19 protein-coding genes and 1 pseudogene are annotated in these 18,953 nt (G+C 62.8%); 11 read left to right on the plus strand and 9 right to left on the minus strand.

The window, feature by feature from the left end; translation table 11 throughout:
* Window positions 1-53 precede the first annotated feature (53 nt).
* From phnC to phnE (X726_RS155305), 4 genes are all read left to right on the plus strand, one after another.
* Window positions 54-911 (plus strand): phosphonate ABC transporter ATP-binding protein, encoded by an 858-nt coding sequence (phnC, locus tag X726_RS155320; RefSeq protein ID WP_023669829.1) that lies wholly within the window; start codon window positions 54-56, stop codon window positions 909-911.
* 148 nt (window positions 912-1,059) lie between these two features.
* On the plus strand, window positions 1,060-1,968 hold the full coding sequence (gene phnD, locus X726_RS155315; RefSeq protein ID WP_023669830.1) for a phosphonate ABC transporter substrate-binding protein: 909 nt from the start codon (window positions 1,060-1,062) through the stop codon (window positions 1,966-1,968).
* Window positions 1,969-2,024: 56 nt separating this feature from the next.
* A complete protein-coding gene (gene phnE, locus X726_RS155310; RefSeq protein WP_023669831.1) occupies window positions 2,025-2,981 on the plus strand; it encodes a phosphonate ABC transporter, permease protein PhnE in 957 nt (318 codons plus the stop codon).
* Window positions 2,982-4,349 carry a phosphonate ABC transporter, permease protein PhnE gene (gene phnE, locus X726_RS155305; RefSeq protein WP_023669832.1) on the plus strand — a complete coding sequence of 456 codons (1,368 nt, stop codon included), beginning with the start codon at window positions 2,982-2,984 and terminating at the stop codon, window positions 4,347-4,349.
* 80 nt (window positions 4,350-4,429) lie between these two features.
* Here the strand turns inward: phnE (X726_RS155305) and X726_RS155300 are convergent, their stop codons facing one another.
* From X726_RS155300 to X726_RS155290, 3 genes are all read right to left on the minus strand, one after another.
* On the minus strand, window positions 4,430-5,281 hold the full coding sequence (locus X726_RS155300; RefSeq protein ID WP_023669833.1) for a sugar phosphate isomerase/epimerase: 852 nt from the start codon (window positions 5,279-5,281) through the stop codon (window positions 4,430-4,432).
* A 123-nt stretch (window positions 5,282-5,404) separates the two neighbouring features.
* Complete coding sequence (locus X726_RS155295; protein ID WP_023669834.1) at window positions 5,405-6,592, minus strand: Gfo/Idh/MocA family oxidoreductase; 1,188 nt, start codon at window positions 6,590-6,592, stop codon at window positions 5,405-5,407.
* Between the two features lie 18 nt (window positions 6,593-6,610).
* The gene (locus X726_RS155290; protein WP_023704241.1) at window positions 6,611-7,666 is read right to left on the minus strand and encodes a sugar phosphate isomerase/epimerase; all 1,056 of its coding nucleotides are present in this window, start codon (window positions 7,664-7,666) and stop codon (window positions 6,611-6,613) included.
* Between the two features lie 399 nt (window positions 7,667-8,065).
* Between X726_RS155290 and X726_RS155285 the strand changes: the two genes are divergently transcribed.
* From X726_RS155285 to X726_RS1000000171655, 5 genes are all read left to right on the plus strand, one after another.
* Window positions 8,066-8,953 (plus strand): sugar phosphate isomerase/epimerase, encoded by an 888-nt coding sequence (locus tag X726_RS155285; RefSeq protein ID WP_023669836.1) that lies wholly within the window; start codon window positions 8,066-8,068, stop codon window positions 8,951-8,953.
* A 9-nt stretch (window positions 8,954-8,962) separates the two neighbouring features.
* Window positions 8,963-10,132: a mandelate racemase/muconate lactonizing enzyme family protein gene (locus tag X726_RS155280; protein WP_023669837.1), complete on the plus strand. Its 1,170-nt coding sequence runs from the start codon at window positions 8,963-8,965 to the stop codon at window positions 10,130-10,132.
* Window positions 10,133-10,134: 2 nt separating this feature from the next.
* On the plus strand, window positions 10,135-10,851 hold the full coding sequence (locus X726_RS155275) for a FadR/GntR family transcriptional regulator (protein ID WP_023683008.1): 717 nt from the start codon (window positions 10,135-10,137) through the stop codon (window positions 10,849-10,851).
* An 86-nt stretch (window positions 10,852-10,937) separates the two neighbouring features.
* Window positions 10,938-11,915 carry an NAD(P)-dependent oxidoreductase gene (locus X726_RS155270; RefSeq protein ID WP_023669839.1) on the plus strand — a complete coding sequence of 326 codons (978 nt, stop codon included), beginning with the start codon at window positions 10,938-10,940 and terminating at the stop codon, window positions 11,913-11,915.
* A gap of 225 nt (window positions 11,916-12,140) precedes the next feature.
* Window positions 12,141-12,350 carry a hypothetical protein gene (locus X726_RS1000000171655; RefSeq protein WP_023669840.1) on the plus strand — a complete coding sequence of 70 codons (210 nt, stop codon included), beginning with the start codon at window positions 12,141-12,143 and terminating at the stop codon, window positions 12,348-12,350.
* Between the two features lie 3 nt (window positions 12,351-12,353).
* On the opposite strand, the gene X726_RS155265 is transcribed toward X726_RS1000000171655, so the two are convergent.
* Window positions 12,354-13,652 carry an amidase gene (locus X726_RS155265; RefSeq protein WP_031214898.1) on the minus strand — a complete coding sequence of 433 codons (1,299 nt, stop codon included), beginning with the start codon at window positions 13,650-13,652 and terminating at the stop codon, window positions 12,354-12,356.
* A 116-nt stretch (window positions 13,653-13,768) separates the two neighbouring features.
* On the opposite strand from X726_RS155265, the gene X726_RS155260 reads away from it, so the two are divergent.
* Both X726_RS155260 and X726_RS0135095 read left to right on the plus strand, forming a co-directional pair.
* Entirely contained in the window at window positions 13,769-14,116 is a 348-nt protein-coding gene (locus X726_RS155260) for a GFA family protein (RefSeq protein WP_023669842.1), read from the plus strand.
* A 285-nt stretch (window positions 14,117-14,401) separates the two neighbouring features.
* A pseudogene (locus X726_RS0135095) lies at window positions 14,402-14,653 on the plus strand (DUF4437 domain-containing protein); the annotation flags it as partial.
* A gap of 27 nt (window positions 14,654-14,680) precedes the next feature.
* Here X726_RS0135095 and X726_RS155255 read toward each other — a convergent pair.
* The 5 genes from X726_RS155255 to X726_RS155235 are packed head-to-tail and all read right to left on the minus strand — an operon-like array spanning window position 14,681 to window position 18,950.
* Window positions 14,681-15,766 carry an ABC transporter ATP-binding protein gene (locus X726_RS155255; protein WP_023669844.1) on the minus strand — a complete coding sequence of 362 codons (1,086 nt, stop codon included), beginning with the start codon at window positions 15,764-15,766 and terminating at the stop codon, window positions 14,681-14,683.
* On the minus strand, window positions 15,766-16,869 hold the full coding sequence (locus tag X726_RS155250; RefSeq protein WP_023669845.1) for an ABC transporter ATP-binding protein: 1,104 nt from the start codon (window positions 16,867-16,869) through the stop codon (window positions 15,766-15,768). Before X726_RS155250 ends, X726_RS155255 begins: the two co-directional genes overlap by 1 nt.
* Complete coding sequence (locus X726_RS155245; RefSeq protein WP_023669846.1) at window positions 16,866-17,087, minus strand: hypothetical protein; 222 nt, start codon at window positions 17,085-17,087, stop codon at window positions 16,866-16,868. Before X726_RS155245 ends, X726_RS155250 begins: the two co-directional genes overlap by 4 nt.
* Complete coding sequence (locus tag X726_RS155240) at window positions 17,084-18,043, minus strand: carbohydrate ABC transporter permease (protein WP_023669847.1); 960 nt, start codon at window positions 18,041-18,043, stop codon at window positions 17,084-17,086. Before X726_RS155240 ends, X726_RS155245 begins: the two co-directional genes overlap by 4 nt.
* A gap of 1 nt (window position 18,044) precedes the next feature.
* Window positions 18,045-18,950, minus strand: a complete 906-nt coding sequence (locus X726_RS155235; RefSeq protein ID WP_023682997.1) for a sugar ABC transporter permease — start codon at window positions 18,948-18,950, stop codon at window positions 18,045-18,047.
* Between the last annotated feature and the right edge of the window lie 3 nt (window positions 18,951-18,953).

Here is an 18,953-nt window from a genome sequence, read left to right on the forward strand (position 1 = left end):
TGTCGCTGCGCTAGGCGAGAACCAGACGATCAATTCAGGTCTGGAACTCTTCGATGTTATCGACCCCTGCCACGCTCGAAATCCGCGGCGTCTCGCGCCGATTTGGCAAGAACACCGCTGTCAGCGCCATCGACCTGTCGATCCCGCAGGGCCAGATGGTCGGCATCATCGGTCGTTCCGGCGCCGGCAAATCCACCCTCCTTCGCATGATCAACCGTCTCATCGACCCCAGCCAGGGATCGATTTTTTTTGACGGTGCCGAGGTCTCGCGGCTGCGTGGCTCGCCGCTGCGACGCTGGCAGCGCGACTGCGCCATGATCTTCCAGCAGTTCAACCTGGTGCCGCGCCTCGATGTGCTAACCAATGTGCTGCTCGGCCGTCTCAATCATCGCTCGACCTTTTCCAACCTGCTCGGCATGTTTACCCGCGCCGAATGCGCTGAGGCGATTGCAGCACTCGAGCGCCTCGACATCGCCCGCACCGCACTGCAGCCAGCCGGCACGCTGTCTGGCGGCCAGCAGCAGCGCGTCGCCATTGCCCGCGCCATGATGCAGCAGCCCAAGGTGCTGCTCGCCGATGAGCCGATCGCTTCGCTCGACCCGCTCAACGCCAAGGTGGTGATGGACTCGCTGCAGGACATCAACCTGCGCGAAGGCATCACCGTCGTCACCAATCTGCACACGCTGGACACCGCCCGCACCTATTGCAACCGCATCATCGGCATGGCTGCCGGCAAGATCGTCTTCGACGGTCCGCCGGAAGCGCTCAACCGCGAGGCCGTGCGCCTGGTCTATGGCGCCGACGGCAACGGCGTCGATATCTCCGAGGCCATCACCTCGACCAGCATCGCCTACAAGCAAAAGATCGCCGCATCCGCCAGCCCGCTCGAGCCCGCATTCCCCGGGTACTGATCCATGATCCCGAAAAGTGGATACCGGTTTTCGGAAAAGATCATGGACGAAAACTGAGCCGCACTGGATCGACCGCCCGCGTCAAGGGCACTTGCAAAAATCAAGAACGCTGCCGGCGCGGGGCCGGAACTTACAGGAGAGACATCAAATGTTCAGGAAGATGGTATTCGGCGCCGTTTCGGCTCTCGCCATGGCAACCAGCGCCGCGCATGCGGCCGACCTCAAGGAATTCCGCGTCGGCATCCTCGGCGGAGAGAACGAAACCGACCGCCTGCGCAACTATCAGTGCCTGGCCGATCACCTGAAGACCGAATTCGGCTTCGAAAAGGTCTCGCTGTTCCCCGCCGCCGACTATGACGGCGTCATCCAGGGCCTGCTCGGCGGCACGCTCGACTTCGCCGAACTCGGCGCTTCCGGCTACGCCAGCGTCTACATCAAGGACCCGAAGGCGGTCACCCCGATCCTCACCACCCAGCAGACCGACGGCGCCACCGGCTATTATTCCATCGGCCTGGCGCTGAAGTCTTCGGGCATTACCGACATCAAGTCGGCCAAGGGCAAGAAGCTCGGCTACGCCGATCCGGACTCGACCTCGGGCTACCTGATCCCGCTGACCCAGATCCCGAAGGACACCGGCGCCTCGAACGACGCCTACTTCGCCTCGACCCAGTTCAATGGCGGCCATGAAAACAACATCCTCGCCGTTCGCGACGGCAAGGTCGACGTTGCGGTTGACGATTCCTCCGGCATCGGCGACTTCAAGAACGGCTACACCTCCGGCACCTTCCACAAGGTCACCGCCAAGGGCGCCGTCGACCCCAACGACTTCGTCGAAGTCTGGCGCTCGGGCCTGATCCCGAACGGCCCGCTGGTCGTGCGCACCGCGCTCGGCGACGACATGACCGCCAAGCTTGCCGCCTTCTTCACCGACCTGCCGAAGAAGGACAAGGCCTGTTTCGAAGGCGTCGAAGGCGGCGACTTCACCGGCTACGTCCCGGTCAAGCCTGACTTCTACAACGTCATCGTCGAAGCCCGTAAGGCAGCCATCGGCGGCTGACGGCAAAATCAGAAAGGGCGACGTGAAAAACGCCGCCCTTTTTGCATGTCCCGATCATGACCATCTCAGCAACAGCCCGCTCCAACGCGACCCTGCAGGTAGCCAACGCTTGGCAGCGCCAGATATCGTTGCGGCGGCTTTATACCATCCTCGGCATCGGCCTGCTGCTGGCGGCGACGCTGTCGAGCATGTGGTTCGCCGACGAGGCCAATGCCGGTCACTTCTGGGACCGGCTGCCGCATATATTCGACTTCCTCAGCTGGCTGATCCCGAAGGACTGGAACGACGTCTGGCGGGCGCTGTTCGACATCGCCTCGCCGCATGACACCGGCACCCAGGAGTTCAACTTCCCGCTCGGCCGCGTCTATGTCTGGGGCGGCTTCTACATCCCCGAATATTTCGAGCTGATGCTGACCACACTCAACGTGGCGCTGGTCTCGACTTTCATCGGTTTCATCTTCGCCGTGCCGTTTTCGTTCATCGCCGCGCGCAACCTGACGCCGCATCCGGCGCTGCGGCTCGTCGTCAAGCGCTTCATGGAATTGCTGCGCGCCTTTCCCGAAATCGTCATTGCCGGCCTGTTCGCCGCCATTGTCTCGACCGGGCCGATCGCAGCCATCATCGCCATCGGCCTGCATTCGATCGGCGCGCTCGGCAAGCTGTTCTATGAAATCAACGAGAACATCGACATGCGCGCCGAAGAGGGCCTGAGAGCGGTCGGCGGCAACTGGTTCGAGCGCGTGCGCTTCGCCGACCTGCCGCAGGTGCTGCCCAATTTCATGTCCTACACATTGCTGCGCGTCGAGATCAACGTGCGGGCCTCGACCATTATCGGCGCCGTCGGCGGCGGCGGTATCGGCGAGGAACTGAAGCTCTCGATATCGCGCGGTTTCGGCGCCAAGACGGTGGCGTTGGTGCTGCTGTTGTTCACGACGATCTTCATCGTCGACCAGTTCTCCGCCTGGCTGCGCCGCAAGCTGGTCGGCGAGCAAGCTTTTCTGATGAGCGCTTAAATGACCGCTTTGACCACTGATCAGGTCCAGTCGATCGAGGAACGCTATCCGCAAATCTTTCGGCGGCCGGCCTACAAGCGATTCGCGCCGCTGTTCCTGTTCGGCGGCATCCTGCTCTACCTCGTTTACGCCTTGTGGTTTTTCAACCTGCCGCAGGTGATGCGCGACTCGCATTGGGAGCGCCTGCCGCTCTTCCTGACGCAATGGATCAGCTACGATCTGCAGCCTGAATTCCGCCTCGACCAGCCTGAAATCACGCCGAAATACCCGCGGTTTTCAGCACTCGGCGAGAACCCAGATCCCGACTGGGTTGTCAAGAACGCGGATGGCACCTTCACCGTCCTGATCGATGGCGCGGCCAGGTCCGTCACCTTCGACAAGACCAAAGCGACGATCGTCGCCAATGGCGAGATGGTGCCGGTGGCGCTGACCAGCGGTAAGCCGGTAATTACAGGTCCGGTGCCTGGCTGGATCACCGCGCATGACGACGAGATCGTCGCCAGGATGGGCTTTGTCGGCGAAGTGCGCGTCACCGTCGATCGCGTCAAGGTCCGCAAGCGCTTCCTCGGCTGGGCAAATTTCGTCTTCGACACGCGCTCGCCCTTCTTCGGCAAATCGGCCAGTGAAGTGATCTCGCTGATCTGGTCCGGACCGGAACTTAAGCCTGGCACCTCGAACCTCGCGCTCGCCGGCGACAACATCTGGAACAATGCGCAGTGGCAGCATGGCGACGTCTGGACGAAACTGCTGCAGACCATCGTCATGGCCTTTCTCGGCACGTTGCTCGGCGGCCTCGTCGCCTTCCCGCTCGCCTTCTTCGCCGCCCGCAACATCACGCCGAGCGGATTGTTCGGCCAGGTGCTCAAGCGCTTCTTCGATTTCATGCGATCGGTCGACATGCTGATCTGGGCGCTGTTCTTCACCCGCGCCTTCGGCCCGGGACCGCTCGCCGGCAGCGCCGCGATCTTCTTCACCGAAATAGGCACGCTCGGCAAAATCTATTCGGAAAGCCTGGAAAACATCGACGACAAACCGCGCGAGGGCATCAAGTCGACCGGCGCCAACGGCCTGCTGGTGCAGCGCTATGGGGTCATGCCGGAAGTGATCCCGGTCTTCATCAGCCAGACGCTCTACCAGTGGGAATCCAACACAAGAGGCGCCACCATCATCGGCGCCGTCGGCGCTGGCGGCATCGGCCTGAAACTCTGGGAAGCCATGCGCACCAATTCCAACTGGGCCAACGTCTTCTACATGGTGCTGCTGATCCTGCTCGTCGTGTTTGTGTTCGACAACATCTCGAATTTCCTGAGGCGCCGGCTCAGCCGGACCATCCATGATTACAACAGGATGCAGGCCGAGGAGGGGTGACGTGCGAGGGACAGCACCCCCCTCTGTCCTGCCGGACAGAGGGGGGTGTGAAGGAACGCAGCACTCCTTGGGCGGCGCGGCTAAGCCGCCCGCTTCCACCCATCCCTGATATGCCTGTATCCCTCGCGATAAACTGCCTCCGGCGTCTCGGAAAAATCCCGCCACACCTTGGTCGCCGCCGCCAGATCCTTCAGCGACCTGCCAAACGCCTCGATCGTCAGCCAGTCGTCATAGCCGCTCTTGCGGATGGCCGCGAAAGTCTCTTTCCACGGAATGTTCCCGCGTCCCGGCACGCCGCGATCGTTCTCCGAAATGTGGATGTGCACGACATTCCTGCGGTGCTTCGTATAGGCGCCGATCGGGTCGGCTTCCTCGATATTGGCGTGGAAGGTGTCGTACATCGCCTTGATGTGCGGCCGGTCGATGGCATCGACGTGCTCGGACAGATCGGCCATCGTGTTCAGCAGATAGCACTCGAAACGGTTGAGCGCCTCCAACCCGATGGTAACGTTCCGCTTGCCGGCATGATCGCCAATGGCGCGCTGCGAGGCGATCGAGCGCTTCTTCTCGGCAGCGGTCGGCCCGCTGCCGGAGAAGGCGCCGAGCGTCGAATGCAGCGGCCCGCTCAGCGTACTCGCGCCGAGCGCCTGGGCGCAATCGATCGCCCATTTCATGTAGCCGATGCCGGCCTTGCGGGTCACGGCATCCGGCGAAATCAGATTCATCGCCGGGTCGCCCATCGCCGTAACAGCCGTGCGCTCCAACCCGATGCGGTCGAGCAAATCGCCAAGCTTCTTGTAGTCCTCTGGCGTGCCTGAGAAGATCGGTATCTCGACGCCGTCGAAGCCGGTCGCCTTGATGTCGCGCAGCAACGGCTCGTGTTTCTTAGACACGGAAGTCGTCCACAAAAACATGCACATGCCGATTTTCATCGACAGCCCCTCCCCATTTGACGGCGCGTTGGTTTCTTTCGCACCTCGCACCATGCGCCCTCATTCGGCCGCTTAGCGGCCACCTTCTCCCCGAAGGGAGAAGAGACTTGGCGCCGGCGCTACCTAAAGTTTCGTCCACGCCCCGTTCTTCTTCGACGACTTCACGCAGGCCTCGATGAACGCCATACCTTCGACGCCGTCCTGGATGGTCGGGAACACCACGTCCTTGCCCGGTCTGCCGCCCTTCTTGCGTGCCGCGCGGATCGCGCGCGCCGCCTCCTGGTAGATGTTGGCGAAGCCTTCGAGATAGCCTTCCGGATGGCCAGACGGAACGCGGCTGACGCGTCCCGCAACCGGCAGCGCGCCGGCGCCGTTGCGGGTGAGCAGCTGCTTGGGCTGGCCGAACGGCGTGTACCAGAGATAGTTCGGATCGGCCTGCACCCATTCCAGCCCGCCTTTCGAGCCATAGATGCGCAGCTTCAGCCCGTTCTCGTGGCCGGGCGCCACCTGGCTTGCCCAGATCATGCCCTTGGCCGGATGCACCTTGCCGACCGGCTTGAAGCGCAGCATGACATTGACATTGTCGTCGAGCAGTCGCCCCGGCACGAAAGCGTCGAGATCGGCCGACAGGGAATCGAGCTCCAGACCCGAGACGAAGCGCGCCAGATTGTAGGCATGCGTGCCGATGTCGCCGAGCGCGCCGCCCGCGCCCGCCTGCTTGGGGTCGGAGCGCCACGCCGCCTGCTTCTGGCCGGTGGCGGCAAGATCCTCGGTCAGCCAGTCCTGCGGGTACTCGGACTGAACGATGCGGATGTCGCCAAGCTGCCCCTTGGCCACCATCTCGCGCGCCTGCCGGATCATCGGATAGGCAGTGTAATTGTGCGTCAGCACGAACACCTTGCCGGTCTTTTCGACTATCGCCGCTAGCTTCCTGGCTTCAGCCAAGGTGGTCGCCAGCGGCTTGTCGCAGATGACGTGGATGCCGGCCTCGAGAAACGCTTTGGCCGCCGGCACGTGCACATTGTTGGGGGTGACGATCGCCACCGCCTCGATGCCGTCCGGGCGCTTGGCCTCGGCCTTGGCCATCTCGGCATAGGAGGCGTAGCTGCGCGCCGGGTCGAGACCGAGTTCGGCGGCGGAAGCCTTGGCGCGCTCGGGATTGGCCGACAGGGCGCCGGCCACCAGCACGAAGTCATTGTCCATGCGCGCCGCGATCCGGTGCACCGCGCCGATGAAGGCGCCTTGGCCGCCGCCGACCATACCATAGCGGATCGGGCCGCCCCCCGCTTCCGACTTCGATGCGCCGACCATGTCTTTCTCCTGCTTGTGTCAAATACCCATCATGGCGCGCAGCATCTTCTTGTCGGTGGTGCCGCCGGCGAAATCATCAAAGGCCTTTTCCGTCACCCGGATAATGTGGTGCTGGATGAAGGGCGCGCCTTCGGCCGCGCCGTCCTCCGGATGCTTGAGGCAACACTCCCACTCCAGCACCGCCCAGGAATCGTAGCCATACTGGGTAAGCTTGGAGAAGATGCCGCCGAAATCGACCTGCCCGTCGCCAAGCGAGCGGAATCGCCCCGCGCGATTGGTCCAGCTCTGATAGCCGGAATAGACGCCTTGCCGCCCCGTCGGATTGAACTCGGCATCCTTGGCATGGAAGGCCTTGATCCGCTCGTGATAGATGTCGATGAATTCGAGATAGTCGAGCTGCTGCAAAAGGAAATGCGACGGGTCGTAGTTGATGTTGCAGCGCTTGTGACCGCCAACCGCATCTAGGAACATCTCGAAGGTGGCGCCGTCGAAGATGTCCTCGCCAGGATGGATCTCGTAGCCGACATCGACGCCGTTTTCGTCATAGACGTCGAGGATCGGCTTCCAGCGTGTGCCGAGTTCGGCAAAGGCCTCCTCGATCAGCCCGGCCGGCCGCTGTGGCCAGGGATAGAGATACGGGAAGGCCAGAGCGCCGGAAAACGTCACCGAGGTTTTGAGGCCAAGATTCTTCGAGGCCTTGGCGCCGAACTCCATCTGTTCGACCGCCCATTTCTGCCTGGCCTTGGGGTTGTTGTGCACCGCAGGCGGTGCAAAGCCGTCGAACTGGGCATCATAGGCCGGGTGCACCGCCACCAGCTGCCCTTGAAGATGCGTCGACAGTTCGGTGATCTCGACGCCGGCATCCGCGCAGATGCCTTTCACCTCGTCGCAATAGGTCTTGGAAGATGCCGCCTTCTTGAGGTCGAACAGGCGTGCATCCCAGGTCGGGATCTGCACGCCCTTGTAACCGAGACCGGCCGCCCATTTGGTGATCGAGGCCAGCGAATTGAACGGCGCGGTATCCCCCGCGAACTGCGCCAGAAACAGCCCCGGACCCTTCATTGTCGACGGCATCGGCATCCTCCCAATTCATTTTTCCAAGGCCCAAGCATAGCGCCTGATGAAAGCAGGGCCAGCCTCTTTGGTCTCTTGCGATGTGCATTCTCGTATCGGCATTCTGGTATTACCAAATACCGAAAATGGGTCAAGCCATTTGACTCACACGCAAAGCTGCCAGGGCATTCCATTTTTGCCGATATATACCAGCATAATCAATACGGTACACAGATGCCGATATCGCATGGCGGCGGTTCTTGCCGCGCGACAAAAATTGCTGTAGACCTCCATTAGGGCCCAATTGGTCGAACCAGTTGCGCAAAAACGCTGGAGCGCCTTGGGGAGGAAACACGCGACGCGCCTTGTGGGGCGCATCGCAGGCGAACTGGCACAGACGAATTCTGGGAAGGATAGACCATGCATCTTTCGACGCACAACTGGATGCGCGCGGAACCGTTGGAGGTGACGCTGAAGCGCATCAAGAAATTCGGCTACGAGTCGATCGAGATCTCCGGCGAGCCCGAGCAATACAAGACCAAGGAGACCCGCGCGCTGCTGAAAGAATACGGCATCCGCTGCTGGGGGTCGGTGACGCTGATGCTGGGCGAACGCAACCTTGCCGCCAGGGACCAGGGCCAGCGCGAACGCTCGGTGCAGTACGTCAAGGACGTGCTGACCATGGTCAGCGAACTTGATGGCGAGATCATAACGCTGGTGCCCGCGACCGTCGGCAAAGTGGTACCGGACGGCACCGAGGAAGAGGAATGGAAGTGGGTGGTCGACGCCACCCGCGAATGCTTCACCCATGCCAAGAAGGTCGGCGTCAAGATCGCGGTCGAGCCGCTCAACCGCTTCGAGACCTATCTGTTCAACCGCGGCGCGCAGGCGTTGGCCCTGGCCGATGCGGTGAGCCCCGAATGCGGCGTCTGCCTCGACGCCTATCACATCCATATGGAAGAATTTAACGTCCATGACGCGATCCGTCAGGTCGGCAAACGGCTGTTCGACTTCCACGTCGCCGACAACAACCGCTTTGCCGCCGGCCTTGGCCAGATCGATTGGCCACGGATCGTGCAGACGCTGAAGGAAGTCGGCTATGACGGCGCGCTGACCAACGAATTCGTCGCGCCAGTCGACCGCACACCCGCCGCGCCCTATCCCGACATGGTCGACCGGAATCCGGTCGACATTTCTCCCGAACAGCTGAAGTTCATCCAGGATCACGGCTCCAGCGTGCTGACGGAGAAATTCTACACCGACCAGATGCGCATCACGGCCGAAACGCTGCTGCCGCTGATCAAGTAGCCGATCGGGATGCGCATCAAAACGGTCCAGGCGTGGTGGGTCCGCGTGCCGATTGAGGCCGCGAAGCAGCATCGCAGTGACTTTGGCCAGGTGACGACGTTCGACGCCGCCATCCTGCGCATTGAGACTGACGACGGGCTGATCGGCTGGGGCGAGGGCAAGAACGCCGCCGGCAGCGCCGGCAGCTATGGTACGCTGGTCTACATGCTGAATCACGAGGTCGGGCCGCAGCTGATCGGCCGCGACCCCGCCGACATCGGCCTGATCTGGGAGATGCTCTACAACGGCGTGCGCCATGACAGTGCCGCGCGCGCCGGCCATGCCATGCCGCAGCTGGCGCGGCGCGGCATGAGCATTGCGGCAATCAGCGCCGTCGATATCGCGCTCTGGGATATTCTGGGCAAGTCGTTGGGACAGCCGGTGTGGCGGCTCATCGGCGGCCGCAAGCTCGACCGCATGCCGGCCTACGCCTCCGGCGGCTGGGCTGCCGCCGACGCTATCGGCGAGCAGCTCAAATCCTACATCGCCAAAGGCGGCTTCAAGGCGCTGAAGATGCGCGTCGGCGCCATGGACGGCGCCCCGCACATTTCCGCCGCCCGCGTCCGCGCCGCACGGCAGGCGCTCGGTCCTGACGTCGAGTTGATGGTCGACGCGCACGGCACCTATACGGTGGCCGAGGCCAAGCGCTTCATCAGCCTGGCCAGCGATCTCGACCTCGCCTGGTTCGAGGAGCCTGTTATCGCCGACGACAAGGCTGGTATGGCCGAGGTGCGCGCCTCGGGCTCGATCCCGATCGCCACCGGCGAAAGCGAAGCGACGCGCTACGCCTTCCGCGATCTCGCGGTGCTGAAATCCGCCGACATCTTCCAGCCGGATCCGGCCTTTTGCGGCGGTATCAGCGAGGCGATGAAGATCGGCACCATCGCCAGTGCCTTCAATCTGCGCTTTGCCCCGCATCTGTGGGCCGGCGCGCCATGCTTTTTCGCCGGCCTGCATGTTTGTGCGGCCTCGCCTGCCAGTTTTACCGTCGAATATTCGCTCGGCGCCAACCCCATGATCCACGATCTTATCGAAGAGACTGTCGAAGCAAGGGACGGTATGATAGCGATCCCTGAAAAGCCGGGTCTGGGATTCACCATTTCGGAGCGGTTCCTGGAGGCGCACGCGCAACGCGGTTGACGATGAAAGAAAAGAACCTTCTCGCCGAACTCGCCGCCTATCTCTTCGCCCATTCGGACAAGGAGAGCGGCCGCACGCCCTCGGAGCGCGAGCTGGCGGAGCATTTCGGTGTCAGCCGCGGCCAGATCCGCGAGGCGCTGGCCATTCTGGAGGCCATGCGCATCGTCGAGCGCCGCGCCAAATCCGGCATCTATGTCGACACCAGGCAGGCCAGTGTAGAAGCCTTGGCTCTTTTCGCCCGCGCGGGCCTGCCGCTCGATCCGGTGCAGATCTACGAGACCGTCGAACTGCGCAAGATCCACGAGATCAAGGCCGCCGAACTTGCCTGTTCGCGTGCCACCGAAGAGAATTTCGAACGCCTGCGGGAGATCCTGAAAGCCTCGGAGGAGTGCATCGCCGCCGGCGAAGGCCTCGCCAAGGAAGACCGCGAATTCCACCTCGAAATCGTGCGGGCGACCAAGAACGGCGTCTTCCACAATATCTGCAGCGTCTATTACCTGATGGGCGAGCAGCGGCTGCCGATCTACTTCAACGATCCCGAGCGCTCAGTGCGCTCGCATGCCGAGCATATCCAGATCTACGAGGCGCTGCTGCGTCGCGACGGCAATCTCGCCCAGGCGCTGATGAGCGCCCACCTGCAAGGCGCGGAAAGCTACTGGAAGGGGATCATCGAGGGCCGCGAGGCGCAAGCGCAAAGCCTGGCATTTGAGAAAGCCTAGAGCAATTCCAGGAAAAGTGTGAAACGGTTTTCCCGGGAAAGCGCGCAGCGCTTTCCCTTGGGAATTGCGACAAACACGAGAGCCCCATGCCCAGAATCCTGTCGACGCACACGCTGCATCCGCGTGCCTCCGCCATGCTGGCGGGCGCCGGTGAACTCGTCGTCGCCTCAGCGCTCGATGCGGCAACGCTGACCGCCGAGGCGAAGCATGCCGACGTCATCATCGTTCGCGCACCGCTGCCGCCGTCGCTGTTCGAAAACGCCACGAAACTCAGAGCCGCGGTCCGCCACGGCGCCGGGCTCGACATGGTGCCGATGGAGGCCGCGGCCGCGGCCGGCGTGCTGGTCGCCAACGTGCCGGCGGTCAATGCGCGTTCGGTCGCTGAATATGTGATGTTCGCGGCCCTTGCCCTGCTTCGGCGCTTCCGTTCGGTCGACCGCGACTTGCGCGCCAAGGGCTGGAATGCCGGCCGCGACCACGCCAGCCATGCCAGCGAGCTTGCCGGCAAGACCATCGGCATCATCGGCTTCGGCGCCATCGGTCAGGCAGTCGCCCATATCGCCGCGCACGGCTTTGGCCTCGACGTCGTGGCGACGACCCGCAGCATGCAGCCGGCACCCGACAGGATCGGCTTCCTGTCGATCGATGCGCTGGTCGAACAGAGCGACATCATCGTGCTCTGCTGCCCGCTGACGGAAGAGACGCGCGGCTTGATCAGCCGCGAACGCATTGCCCGCATGAAGCCCGATACGCTTTTGATCAACATTTCGCGCGGGCCGGTGATCGATGACGAGGCGCTGATCGAGGCCTTGCGCAAGGACCGCATCGGCGGCGCCGCGCTCGATGTCTTTGCCACGCAGCCGCTGCCGCCGGCTCATCCCTATTTCAGCTTCGACAATGTCATCGTCACCCCGCACATGGCCGGCATTACCGAGCAGTCGATGATGCGCATGGGGGTGGGTGCTGCCGGCGAGACCTTGCTGGTGCTGGCCAACCGGCTGCCTGTCAATCTGCGCAATCCCGACGTGGTCGAGCATTACCGCAGACGGTTTCCTGCCGACTGACGTTTCTGCAAGCCGCCTCAATTTTCGCGGATTTGGCGTCGACCTTCGCCGATATGGTCAAGAGCGTCGTGAGAGTTCTTCTTCTGATTGCCGGTACAAGCGTAGGGACAGCCAAGGCTCAGGCCGAAAGCAGCTACGTGCCTTGCGACAACGGCCTGCGCTGCGTGATGGCGCCCTGCCCTTCTACCAGCGCGCTCGACCTCGCCACCGGAAAGGTCGTCAAGGGTGTGGGTCGACATCGACGGCTTGCCGCAGCAGGACAAGGCGCTTGACCTTTCCGACAAGCTCTATGCCGGCAAGCTCGTTGTCACAGGAACAATCGAGAACCGGCCACACAGCTTCAACGGCAAGCAGCACGACGTGCCGACATTGTTCGCGACGGGCATCCTGCGCACCGCCAAGGACAGCGAACGCAAGCACTGCTCGTCGGGTTGACTATTACCGACCAAGCAGCCGCTCGATTTCAGCCGCGATGCGCAGCAGATGGTGGTCATGGCCATTGCGCGCCACCAGCATCAGCCCGGCCGGCAGCGTCATGCCGGGCATCGGTAGCGAGATCGCGCAGAGGTCGAACTGGTTGGCGACCTGGCTGTTGCGCAGCAGCAGACCTTCAGTGCGTTCACGCAGAGCCGTATCCTCGGCCATCGAAACGATAGTCGGCGCTGTCACCGGCGTGGTCGGCAGAGCCAGCACATCGACCGAACCCAACCGCTCGTCCATGGCTATGCACAGTGCCGCGCGACGACGCATTGCCCTGATATAAACCGGCGTGGGTATGGCCGCCGCCCGCGACAGCGGCCCGCTGACATGGGGATCGACCGGCATCGATGCGCCCGTCGCCAGCCAGTCGGCATGGATTTCAGCACCTTCCATGGCCGCTATCGAGCCGCGTTTGGTGGCCAGGCGCAGATCGGCAATGAGGTCGTCGATCGAAATGTCCGTGAGCCACGCGCCTGCCTGCTCGATCCCGGCAAGGCTGCGATCGAACGCGGCGGCAATCTCCGTTTCCGTGTCTTCGAAAAGCAGGCCGCGCGGAATGCGGACACGAAGCCCGGCAAGCGCTAACGGCAGGTGCAGTTGCGGCATCTGCTCGCCCGTCATCGCGGCGTCAGCCAGGGCACACGCAGCAACACTCAGCGCCAGCGGCCCGATCGAATCCAGCGTCGCAGAAAGGGGATAGGCACCAGTCAGCGGCACGCGCCGCGCCGTCGGCTTGAAACCGACGACGCCGTTCAGCGATGCCGGGATGCGCACCGAACCGCCGGTGTCGGAGCCGATGGAAATGTCGCTCGTCCCCTCGCCAACGGACACGGCGGCGCCCGACGACGAACCGCCCGGAATGCGGCTGGTGTCGGCGGCATTGCCCGGTGTGCCGTAGTGCATGTTGTCGCCGATGGCGGTGAAGGCGAATTCGGTCATGTTGGTCTTGCCGATGATGACGGCGCCGGCCTGGCGCAGACGGTTGACGACCGCAGCGTCGTGCCGACGGGGCGCGGTGTCCCTCAGCATCAGCGACCCGGCCGTGGTCGGCTCGCCGGCGACATCGAACAGATCCTTGATCGACACGATGGTGCCGTCGAGCGGCCCGAGCGATACGCCGGCCTTCTTGCGCGCATCGGTGGCCTCGGCCGCTGCGCGCGCCGCCTCGGCATAGAGTTTGGTGAACACCTTCTCGCCTGCCGCGCAACTGGCAAGACGTGACAGGATGATCTCGAGACGATCGCGGATTGATTGCATGTCGATGTCGGATTCCGTCAAGGTGGAGCGTCTTTAAGGCATATGGGCCGCTAGGTCAGCGGAAGGAATAGCCCGGACAGCGTGCCTTTGCACCTGCCAGCGATAGGAAGGGACTGATGCTGTACAAAGGCAGCTGCCACTGCGGCAAGGTTGCGTTCGAATTCAAGGCGCAGCTGACCGGCGCCGTGCGGTGCAATTGTTCGATCTGCTCGCGCAAGGGCGCGCTGTTGGCCGCCATCCCGCATGACAGCCTGACGGTGCTGGCGTGGGGCGACGATCTCGGCACCTACACATTCGGCAATCATGCAATGGCGCATCGCTTCTGCCGCACCTGCGGCATCCATCCCTTTGCCGAGGATGTCAGTCAGGGCAGCGAACGCAGCGCCTACATCAACCTCAACTGCGTCGCCGATTTCGATCCCACCGGCCTGCCGGTCTTCGACTTCGACGGCCGCGCGGTCTGACCCTACGGTGGCCTCTCACCACAAAAGCAACGCCCCGAAAACCTTGATAGTTCTCGGGCCCGCTGCTTTAGCCAAGGATGGCTATCGGCTATTCGACGCGCTTAGGGCCGCGCGCGAACACAACACTGCCGCCAGCAAGGTCGCAGCGCCACAATAGGCGAAGGCGCTGGCCACACCGGCATTGTCGACCACCAGGCCGCCGAAGACGGCGCGTTTCTGGTGCTCGCCGNGTGCTCGCCGTTTCTTGCGTCTTTCCCGCTCGCGCCTTTGCCCTCGAGGACAGCCTTGCTGAAAGTTCCCGGCAACTGGCGCGCGCCGGTTCATGCGCACACCGCCGACTATCGCGCGTTGGTCATCAAGGGTCTGTGGGCGCATTGGCAAATGGACGGCGGCGAAGCGACGAAGGTCGAATTGCCGCGGGGATCCTACTGGACCCAGAAGGCCAACGAGATGCACGACGACGCCTGCCTCTCAGAGACGGAGTGCGTGATCCTGCTGATCAACGATACGCCTTACGAGACCTACTTCCAGAAATAGTCAGGCGGCGCCGTCGTTCGACCGCAACTAGCTGGCGTGCCGCAAGCTCACGCCGCTGCCCTTGTCGAACAGCACCACCTTGTCCTGATTCCAGGCAAAGCGCACCGGCTGCTCGATCTGGACATCGGTTCTGGCCGGCACCGTGGCGCGCAGCGTCGTGTCGCCGACCCGCAGAGTCAGGATCTTTTCCACGCCATGGTTCTCGACATCGTGGACGCGTGCCTCGACCGGCGCACCGCTTTCAAGATACACATCCTCAGGTCGAATACCGAAGACGAGCGGGCGACCGTCGGTCGCACCGCCCGCCTTGGCACCCCCAGAGAAAGGCAGTTCGAAATTCAGCGGCGCCATCACCGCGCGGCCGTTGACCAGCTTGCCATCGATCAGGTTCATCGGCGGCGAGCCGACGAAGCTGGCCACATAGGTATCGCGCGGATTGTTATAGATCTCGTGCGGCGTGCCGGTCTGGATGATGCGGCCATGGTTGAGCACGCCCACCTTGTCGCCCATCGACATCGCCTCGATCTGGTCGTGGGTGACGAACAGGAAGGTGGCGCCAAGCTGGATCTGCAGGTTCTTCAGTTCCGTGCGCAGCGCCTCGCGCAGTTTGGCGTCGAGCGCCGACAGCGGTTCGTCCATCAGGAACACGCGCGGCTTGCGCACGATGGCGCGCCCGATAGAGACGCGCTGCATTTCGCCGCCTGAAAGGCGGTCGGTCTTGCGGTCGAGCAGATGTTCGATCCGCAGTGTCTTGGCGGCTCGTGCAACACGGTCCTTGATCTCGGCATCCGGCAGCCGACGGATCTTCGGCTTCAGCGGGAATTCGAGATTTTCGCGGACCGTATAGCGCGGATAGAGCGAATATTGCTGAAGCACCAGCGCCACGTCGCGCTCGGCCGCACCCCAGTCGGCGACGTCGACGCCGTCGATGAACACCTGACCCTCGGTCGGCTTTTCCAGACCCGCGATCATGCGCAGCGTCGTCGTCTTGCCGGCGCCGGTCTCGCCGAGCAGCACGAAGAACTCGCCATCGGCGATCTCGAGATCGAGCCCGGTCAGTGCGGTGTGGTTGCCGAAGCTCTTGGAAATATTCTTGAGCTGGATATGAGCCATCAGAGCCTCACCTCAAGCGACTTGCCGCTTGCCGTGTCGAAGAAATGTGCTTGCGTCGGATCGATCCTGGCGAAGACCTTTTCGCCCGGGCCGCCGACGAAGCCGCTCTTGGTGCGCGCGCGCAGCATCTTGGAGCCGACCTTGAGATCGACAATGTCGAACGAGCCGAGCGGCTCGACGATCTGTGTCTCGACCGGCAAGAAGCCCTTCGCTGCTTCATGGCGCACCAGCACGCCTTCGGGCCGGATGCCGAGCGCCAGCTGGCCGCCGGCATGGCCGTTGAGCTTGGACAAGAGCGTGCGCGGAAATTCGAAGCCGGCGGCAGCGCCACCGACGGTGACCGAGGCCGCCGATGCGGTCTCGGCGATCGCCGCATCGGCGACGTTCATCACCGGGCTGCCGACGAACTGCGCCACGAACAGATTGGCCGGATGCGAATAGACCTCGTCGGGCGAACCGACCTGCTGCAGCACGCCCTCATGCATGATCACGATGCGGTCGGCGAGGCTCATCGCCTCGATCTGGTCGTGCGTGACATAGATGGTGGTCGAGCCCTGTTTGATGTGCAGCCGCTTGATCTCGGCCCGCATCTCTTCGCGCAGCTTGGCGTCGAGGGCGCCGATCGGCTCGTCCATCAGCATCGCCTTCGGCCGCCGCACCAGAGCCCGGCCGATGGCCACACGCTGCATGTCGCCGCCCGACAGCGCCGACGGCTTCTTGGCCAGCAGTTCCGTGATCTGCAGCGTCTTGGCGACCGAGCGCACCTCGCTATCGATCTCGGCCTTGCTCTTGCGCGTCGCGCGCAAGGGAAAAGCAATGTTCTCATAGACGCTCATATGCGGGTAGAGCGAGAACGACTGGAACACCATGGCGATGTCGCGGTCGGCGGCCTTGAGGTGTTGCACCGGCTTGCTGTCGATGAGGATGTCACCGCCGTCGATCGTCTCCAGCCCGGCAACCGCCCTCAATGTCGTCGTCTTGCCGCAACCCGACTGACCGAGCAGCACGATGAACTCGTTGTCGTCGATCTTGAGGTTGAGGTCCTTGATGACCTGGACCGCACCGAAGAATTTCTGGACGCCGCGAAGCTCAATCTGGGTCAATGCTCTGCTCCCGGATTGCGCACCTGGCCGGTACCGGCCTTCTCCGCCGGCGCGATCTTCGAGGTGATGTTGAAGCCGATCAGGCCGATCAGGATGATGGTCACGCCATAGCTGTGCAGCAGCAGGTTCCACGGCTGGCAAAGCGCGATGATGCCGAGGACCATCAGCACCTGAGACCCCGGTTCGAGATATTTCTGGTTGATGGCTCGAAAGCTCATTTGCGGATCGCTCCGAAGGACATGCCGCGCAGCAAATGGTTGCGGAGCAGGAAGGTGAAGATTGCGACCGGCAGCAGGAACAGGAAGGTTCCGGCGGCGATCACCGTCCAGTCGGGCAGGCCGGCGCCGACCTGGCTGGGGATGAAGGGCGGCGCCGTCTGGGCGCGGCGGTTGGTCATGATCAGCGCGAAGGCATACTCGTTCCACGCCGTGATGAAGCAGAAAACCGCGGTCGCGGCGATGCCGGTGGCGGCCTCCGGCAGCACGATCTTGAAGAAGGCTTCCATGCGGGTGTAGCCGTCGACCAGCGCTGCCTCTTCATACTCCTTCGGGATCTCGTCCATGAACCCCTTCATCAGCCACACCGAAAAGGACAGGTTGAAGGCGGTATAAAGGATGATCAGCCCGATATGGGAATCGTTGAGGCCGACGGCCCGGTACATCAGGAACATCGGGATCGCGACCACCACCGGCGGCAGCATGCGCGTCGACAGGATGAAGAAGAGCAGATCCGCCTCCCCCTTCACCTTGAAGCGCGAGAAGCCGTAGGCGGTGAAGGTACCCATGCCGACAGCCAGCACCGTCGAGGTGATGGCAATGATCAGCGAGTTCATGAAGCGGCTCGGATAGCCGGACCATTGCACCTGGCCCTTGCCGTCGCGCACGATCTTTTCACCGCCGTCGAACACGACACGTTCCCACCAGGGTGCCGCCGCATACTCTTCCGGCGACGGCGGGTTGCGCATCTGCGAGCGCTTGGTGAACAGCTTGACGAACGGCGATATCTCGGGCTGGAACACCACCGTCGGCGGGATGGTCGTGGCAAGATTGCGCGGCTTGAACGCCGTCGCGGCGATCCAGTAGATCGGCGCCAGGAAGATGATCGTCACCAAAAGGACGGCGACGATGGCGATGCGATTGAAGCCGATTTCGGAAGAAGTGCGGACGGCGGCCATCTCAGCGCTCCTTCACCTTGTTGAGGTACTTGACGTAGATGTTGGTGATGGCCAGCACCATGATAAGCACGATGTAGGCGAGCGCGCAGGAGCGCCCGGTCTGCCATTCCTGGAACGCCATCTTGTACAGCCGGATCGAGATCAGCTCGGCCGTCGGCTGGCTGGTCAGGATATAGGCGAGGTCGAAGGTCTTGAACGCTTCCATGGTGCGGAAGATGACCGCGATCATCAGGATCGGCGCGACCAGCGGCAGCGTGATGCGGAAGAAGGTGTAGAACGGTCCGGCGCGGTCGATCGCCGCTGCTTCGTAGAGATGCTTCGGCACCGCTGAAAGACCGGCCAGCGACAACAGCATGACGAAGGGCGACCACATCCAGATGTCGGTCAGCGCAACCGCATAGAGCGCCATCTTGGGATCCGCCAGCCACTCGAAATTGCCGAGGCCAAGCGCATAGTTGATGACCCCCCATGACGGATCATAGAGCAGTTTCCAGAACAGACCGACGACGGCCATCGACAGCATCATCGGCAGCAGCAGCAGCGTTGTGATGAGACCCTTGAGGGGAATATCCCGGTTGAGCAGCATGGCCACGCCGAAGCCGACGAGCAGCTGACCCGCGACCGAGATGATGACGTACTTCGCGGTGATGGCGAAGTTGGACCAGACATAGGGATCGTTGAGCAGGTCGCGATAATTCTGCAGCCCGACGAAATTTGCCGGCGCGTTGGTCGACGCGCGGAAATCGGTGAAGGAATAGCCCAGCGAATAGATCAGCGGGAAAATGTTGAAGACGATCAGGAACAGGATCGTCGGGATTATGAAGAGGTTGCGGATCGACATGTCGCTCAAGCCGCGTGCAGCGGCCCGCGAGGAAGTGTCCAGCGTGGTGATCATCGTGGTCGCCAAGAC

This window comes from Mesorhizobium sp. LSJC285A00 (genome assembly GCF_000503155.1).
In the GTDB taxonomy this organism is placed as follows: Bacteria; Pseudomonadota; Alphaproteobacteria; order Rhizobiales; family Rhizobiaceae; genus Mesorhizobium.

What these genes read in the sequence shown, in the direction of transcription:
- X726_RS155295 (WP_023669834.1), bottom strand. Translation starts at nt 6,592, where the DNA reads ATGGTCGGCGCATCGAAGTCGGAAGCGGGGGGCGGCCCGATCCGCTAT.
- X726_RS155260 (WP_023669842.1), top strand. Translation starts at nt 13,769, where the DNA reads ATGCTGTACAAAGGCAGCTGCCACTGCGGCAAGGTTGCGTTCGAATTC.
- phnC (WP_023669829.1), top strand. Translation starts at nt 54, where the DNA reads ATGTTATCGACCCCTGCCACGCTCGAAATCCGCGGCGTCTCGCGCCGA.
- X726_RS155240 (WP_023669847.1), bottom strand. Translation starts at nt 18,043, where the DNA reads ATGGCCGCCGTCCGCACTTCTTCCGAAATCGGCTTCAATCGCATCGCC.
- X726_RS155300 (WP_023669833.1), bottom strand. Translation starts at nt 5,281, where the DNA reads ATGAAAATCGGCATGTGCATGTTTTTGTGGACGACTTCCGTGTCTAAG.
- X726_RS155280 (WP_023669837.1), top strand. Translation starts at nt 8,963, where the DNA reads ATGCGCATCAAAACGGTCCAGGCGTGGTGGGTCCGCGTGCCGATTGAG.
- X726_RS155285 (WP_023669836.1), top strand. Translation starts at nt 8,066, where the DNA reads ATGCATCTTTCGACGCACAACTGGATGCGCGCGGAACCGTTGGAGGTG.
- X726_RS155290 (WP_023704241.1), bottom strand. Translation starts at nt 7,666, where the DNA reads ATGCCGTCGACAATGAAGGGTCCGGGGCTGTTTCTGGCGCAGTTCGCG.
- X726_RS155270 (WP_023669839.1), top strand. Translation starts at nt 10,938, where the DNA reads ATGCCCAGAATCCTGTCGACGCACACGCTGCATCCGCGTGCCTCCGCC.
- X726_RS155265 (WP_031214898.1), bottom strand. Translation starts at nt 13,652, where the DNA reads ATGCAATCAATCCGCGATCGTCTCGAGATCATCCTGTCACGTCTTGCC.
- phnD (WP_023669830.1), top strand. Translation starts at nt 1,060, where the DNA reads ATGTTCAGGAAGATGGTATTCGGCGCCGTTTCGGCTCTCGCCATGGCA.
- phnE (WP_023669831.1), top strand. Translation starts at nt 2,025, where the DNA reads ATGACCATCTCAGCAACAGCCCGCTCCAACGCGACCCTGCAGGTAGCC.
- X726_RS155245 (WP_023669846.1), bottom strand. Translation starts at nt 17,087, where the DNA reads ATGAGCTTTCGAGCCATCAACCAGAAATATCTCGAACCGGGGTCTCAG.
- X726_RS155255 (WP_023669844.1), bottom strand. Translation starts at nt 15,766, where the DNA reads ATGGCTCATATCCAGCTCAAGAATATTTCCAAGAGCTTCGGCAACCAC.
- phnE (WP_023669832.1), top strand. Translation starts at nt 2,982, where the DNA reads ATGACCGCTTTGACCACTGATCAGGTCCAGTCGATCGAGGAACGCTAT.
- X726_RS155275 (WP_023683008.1), top strand. Translation starts at nt 10,135, where the DNA reads ATGAAAGAAAAGAACCTTCTCGCCGAACTCGCCGCCTATCTCTTCGCC.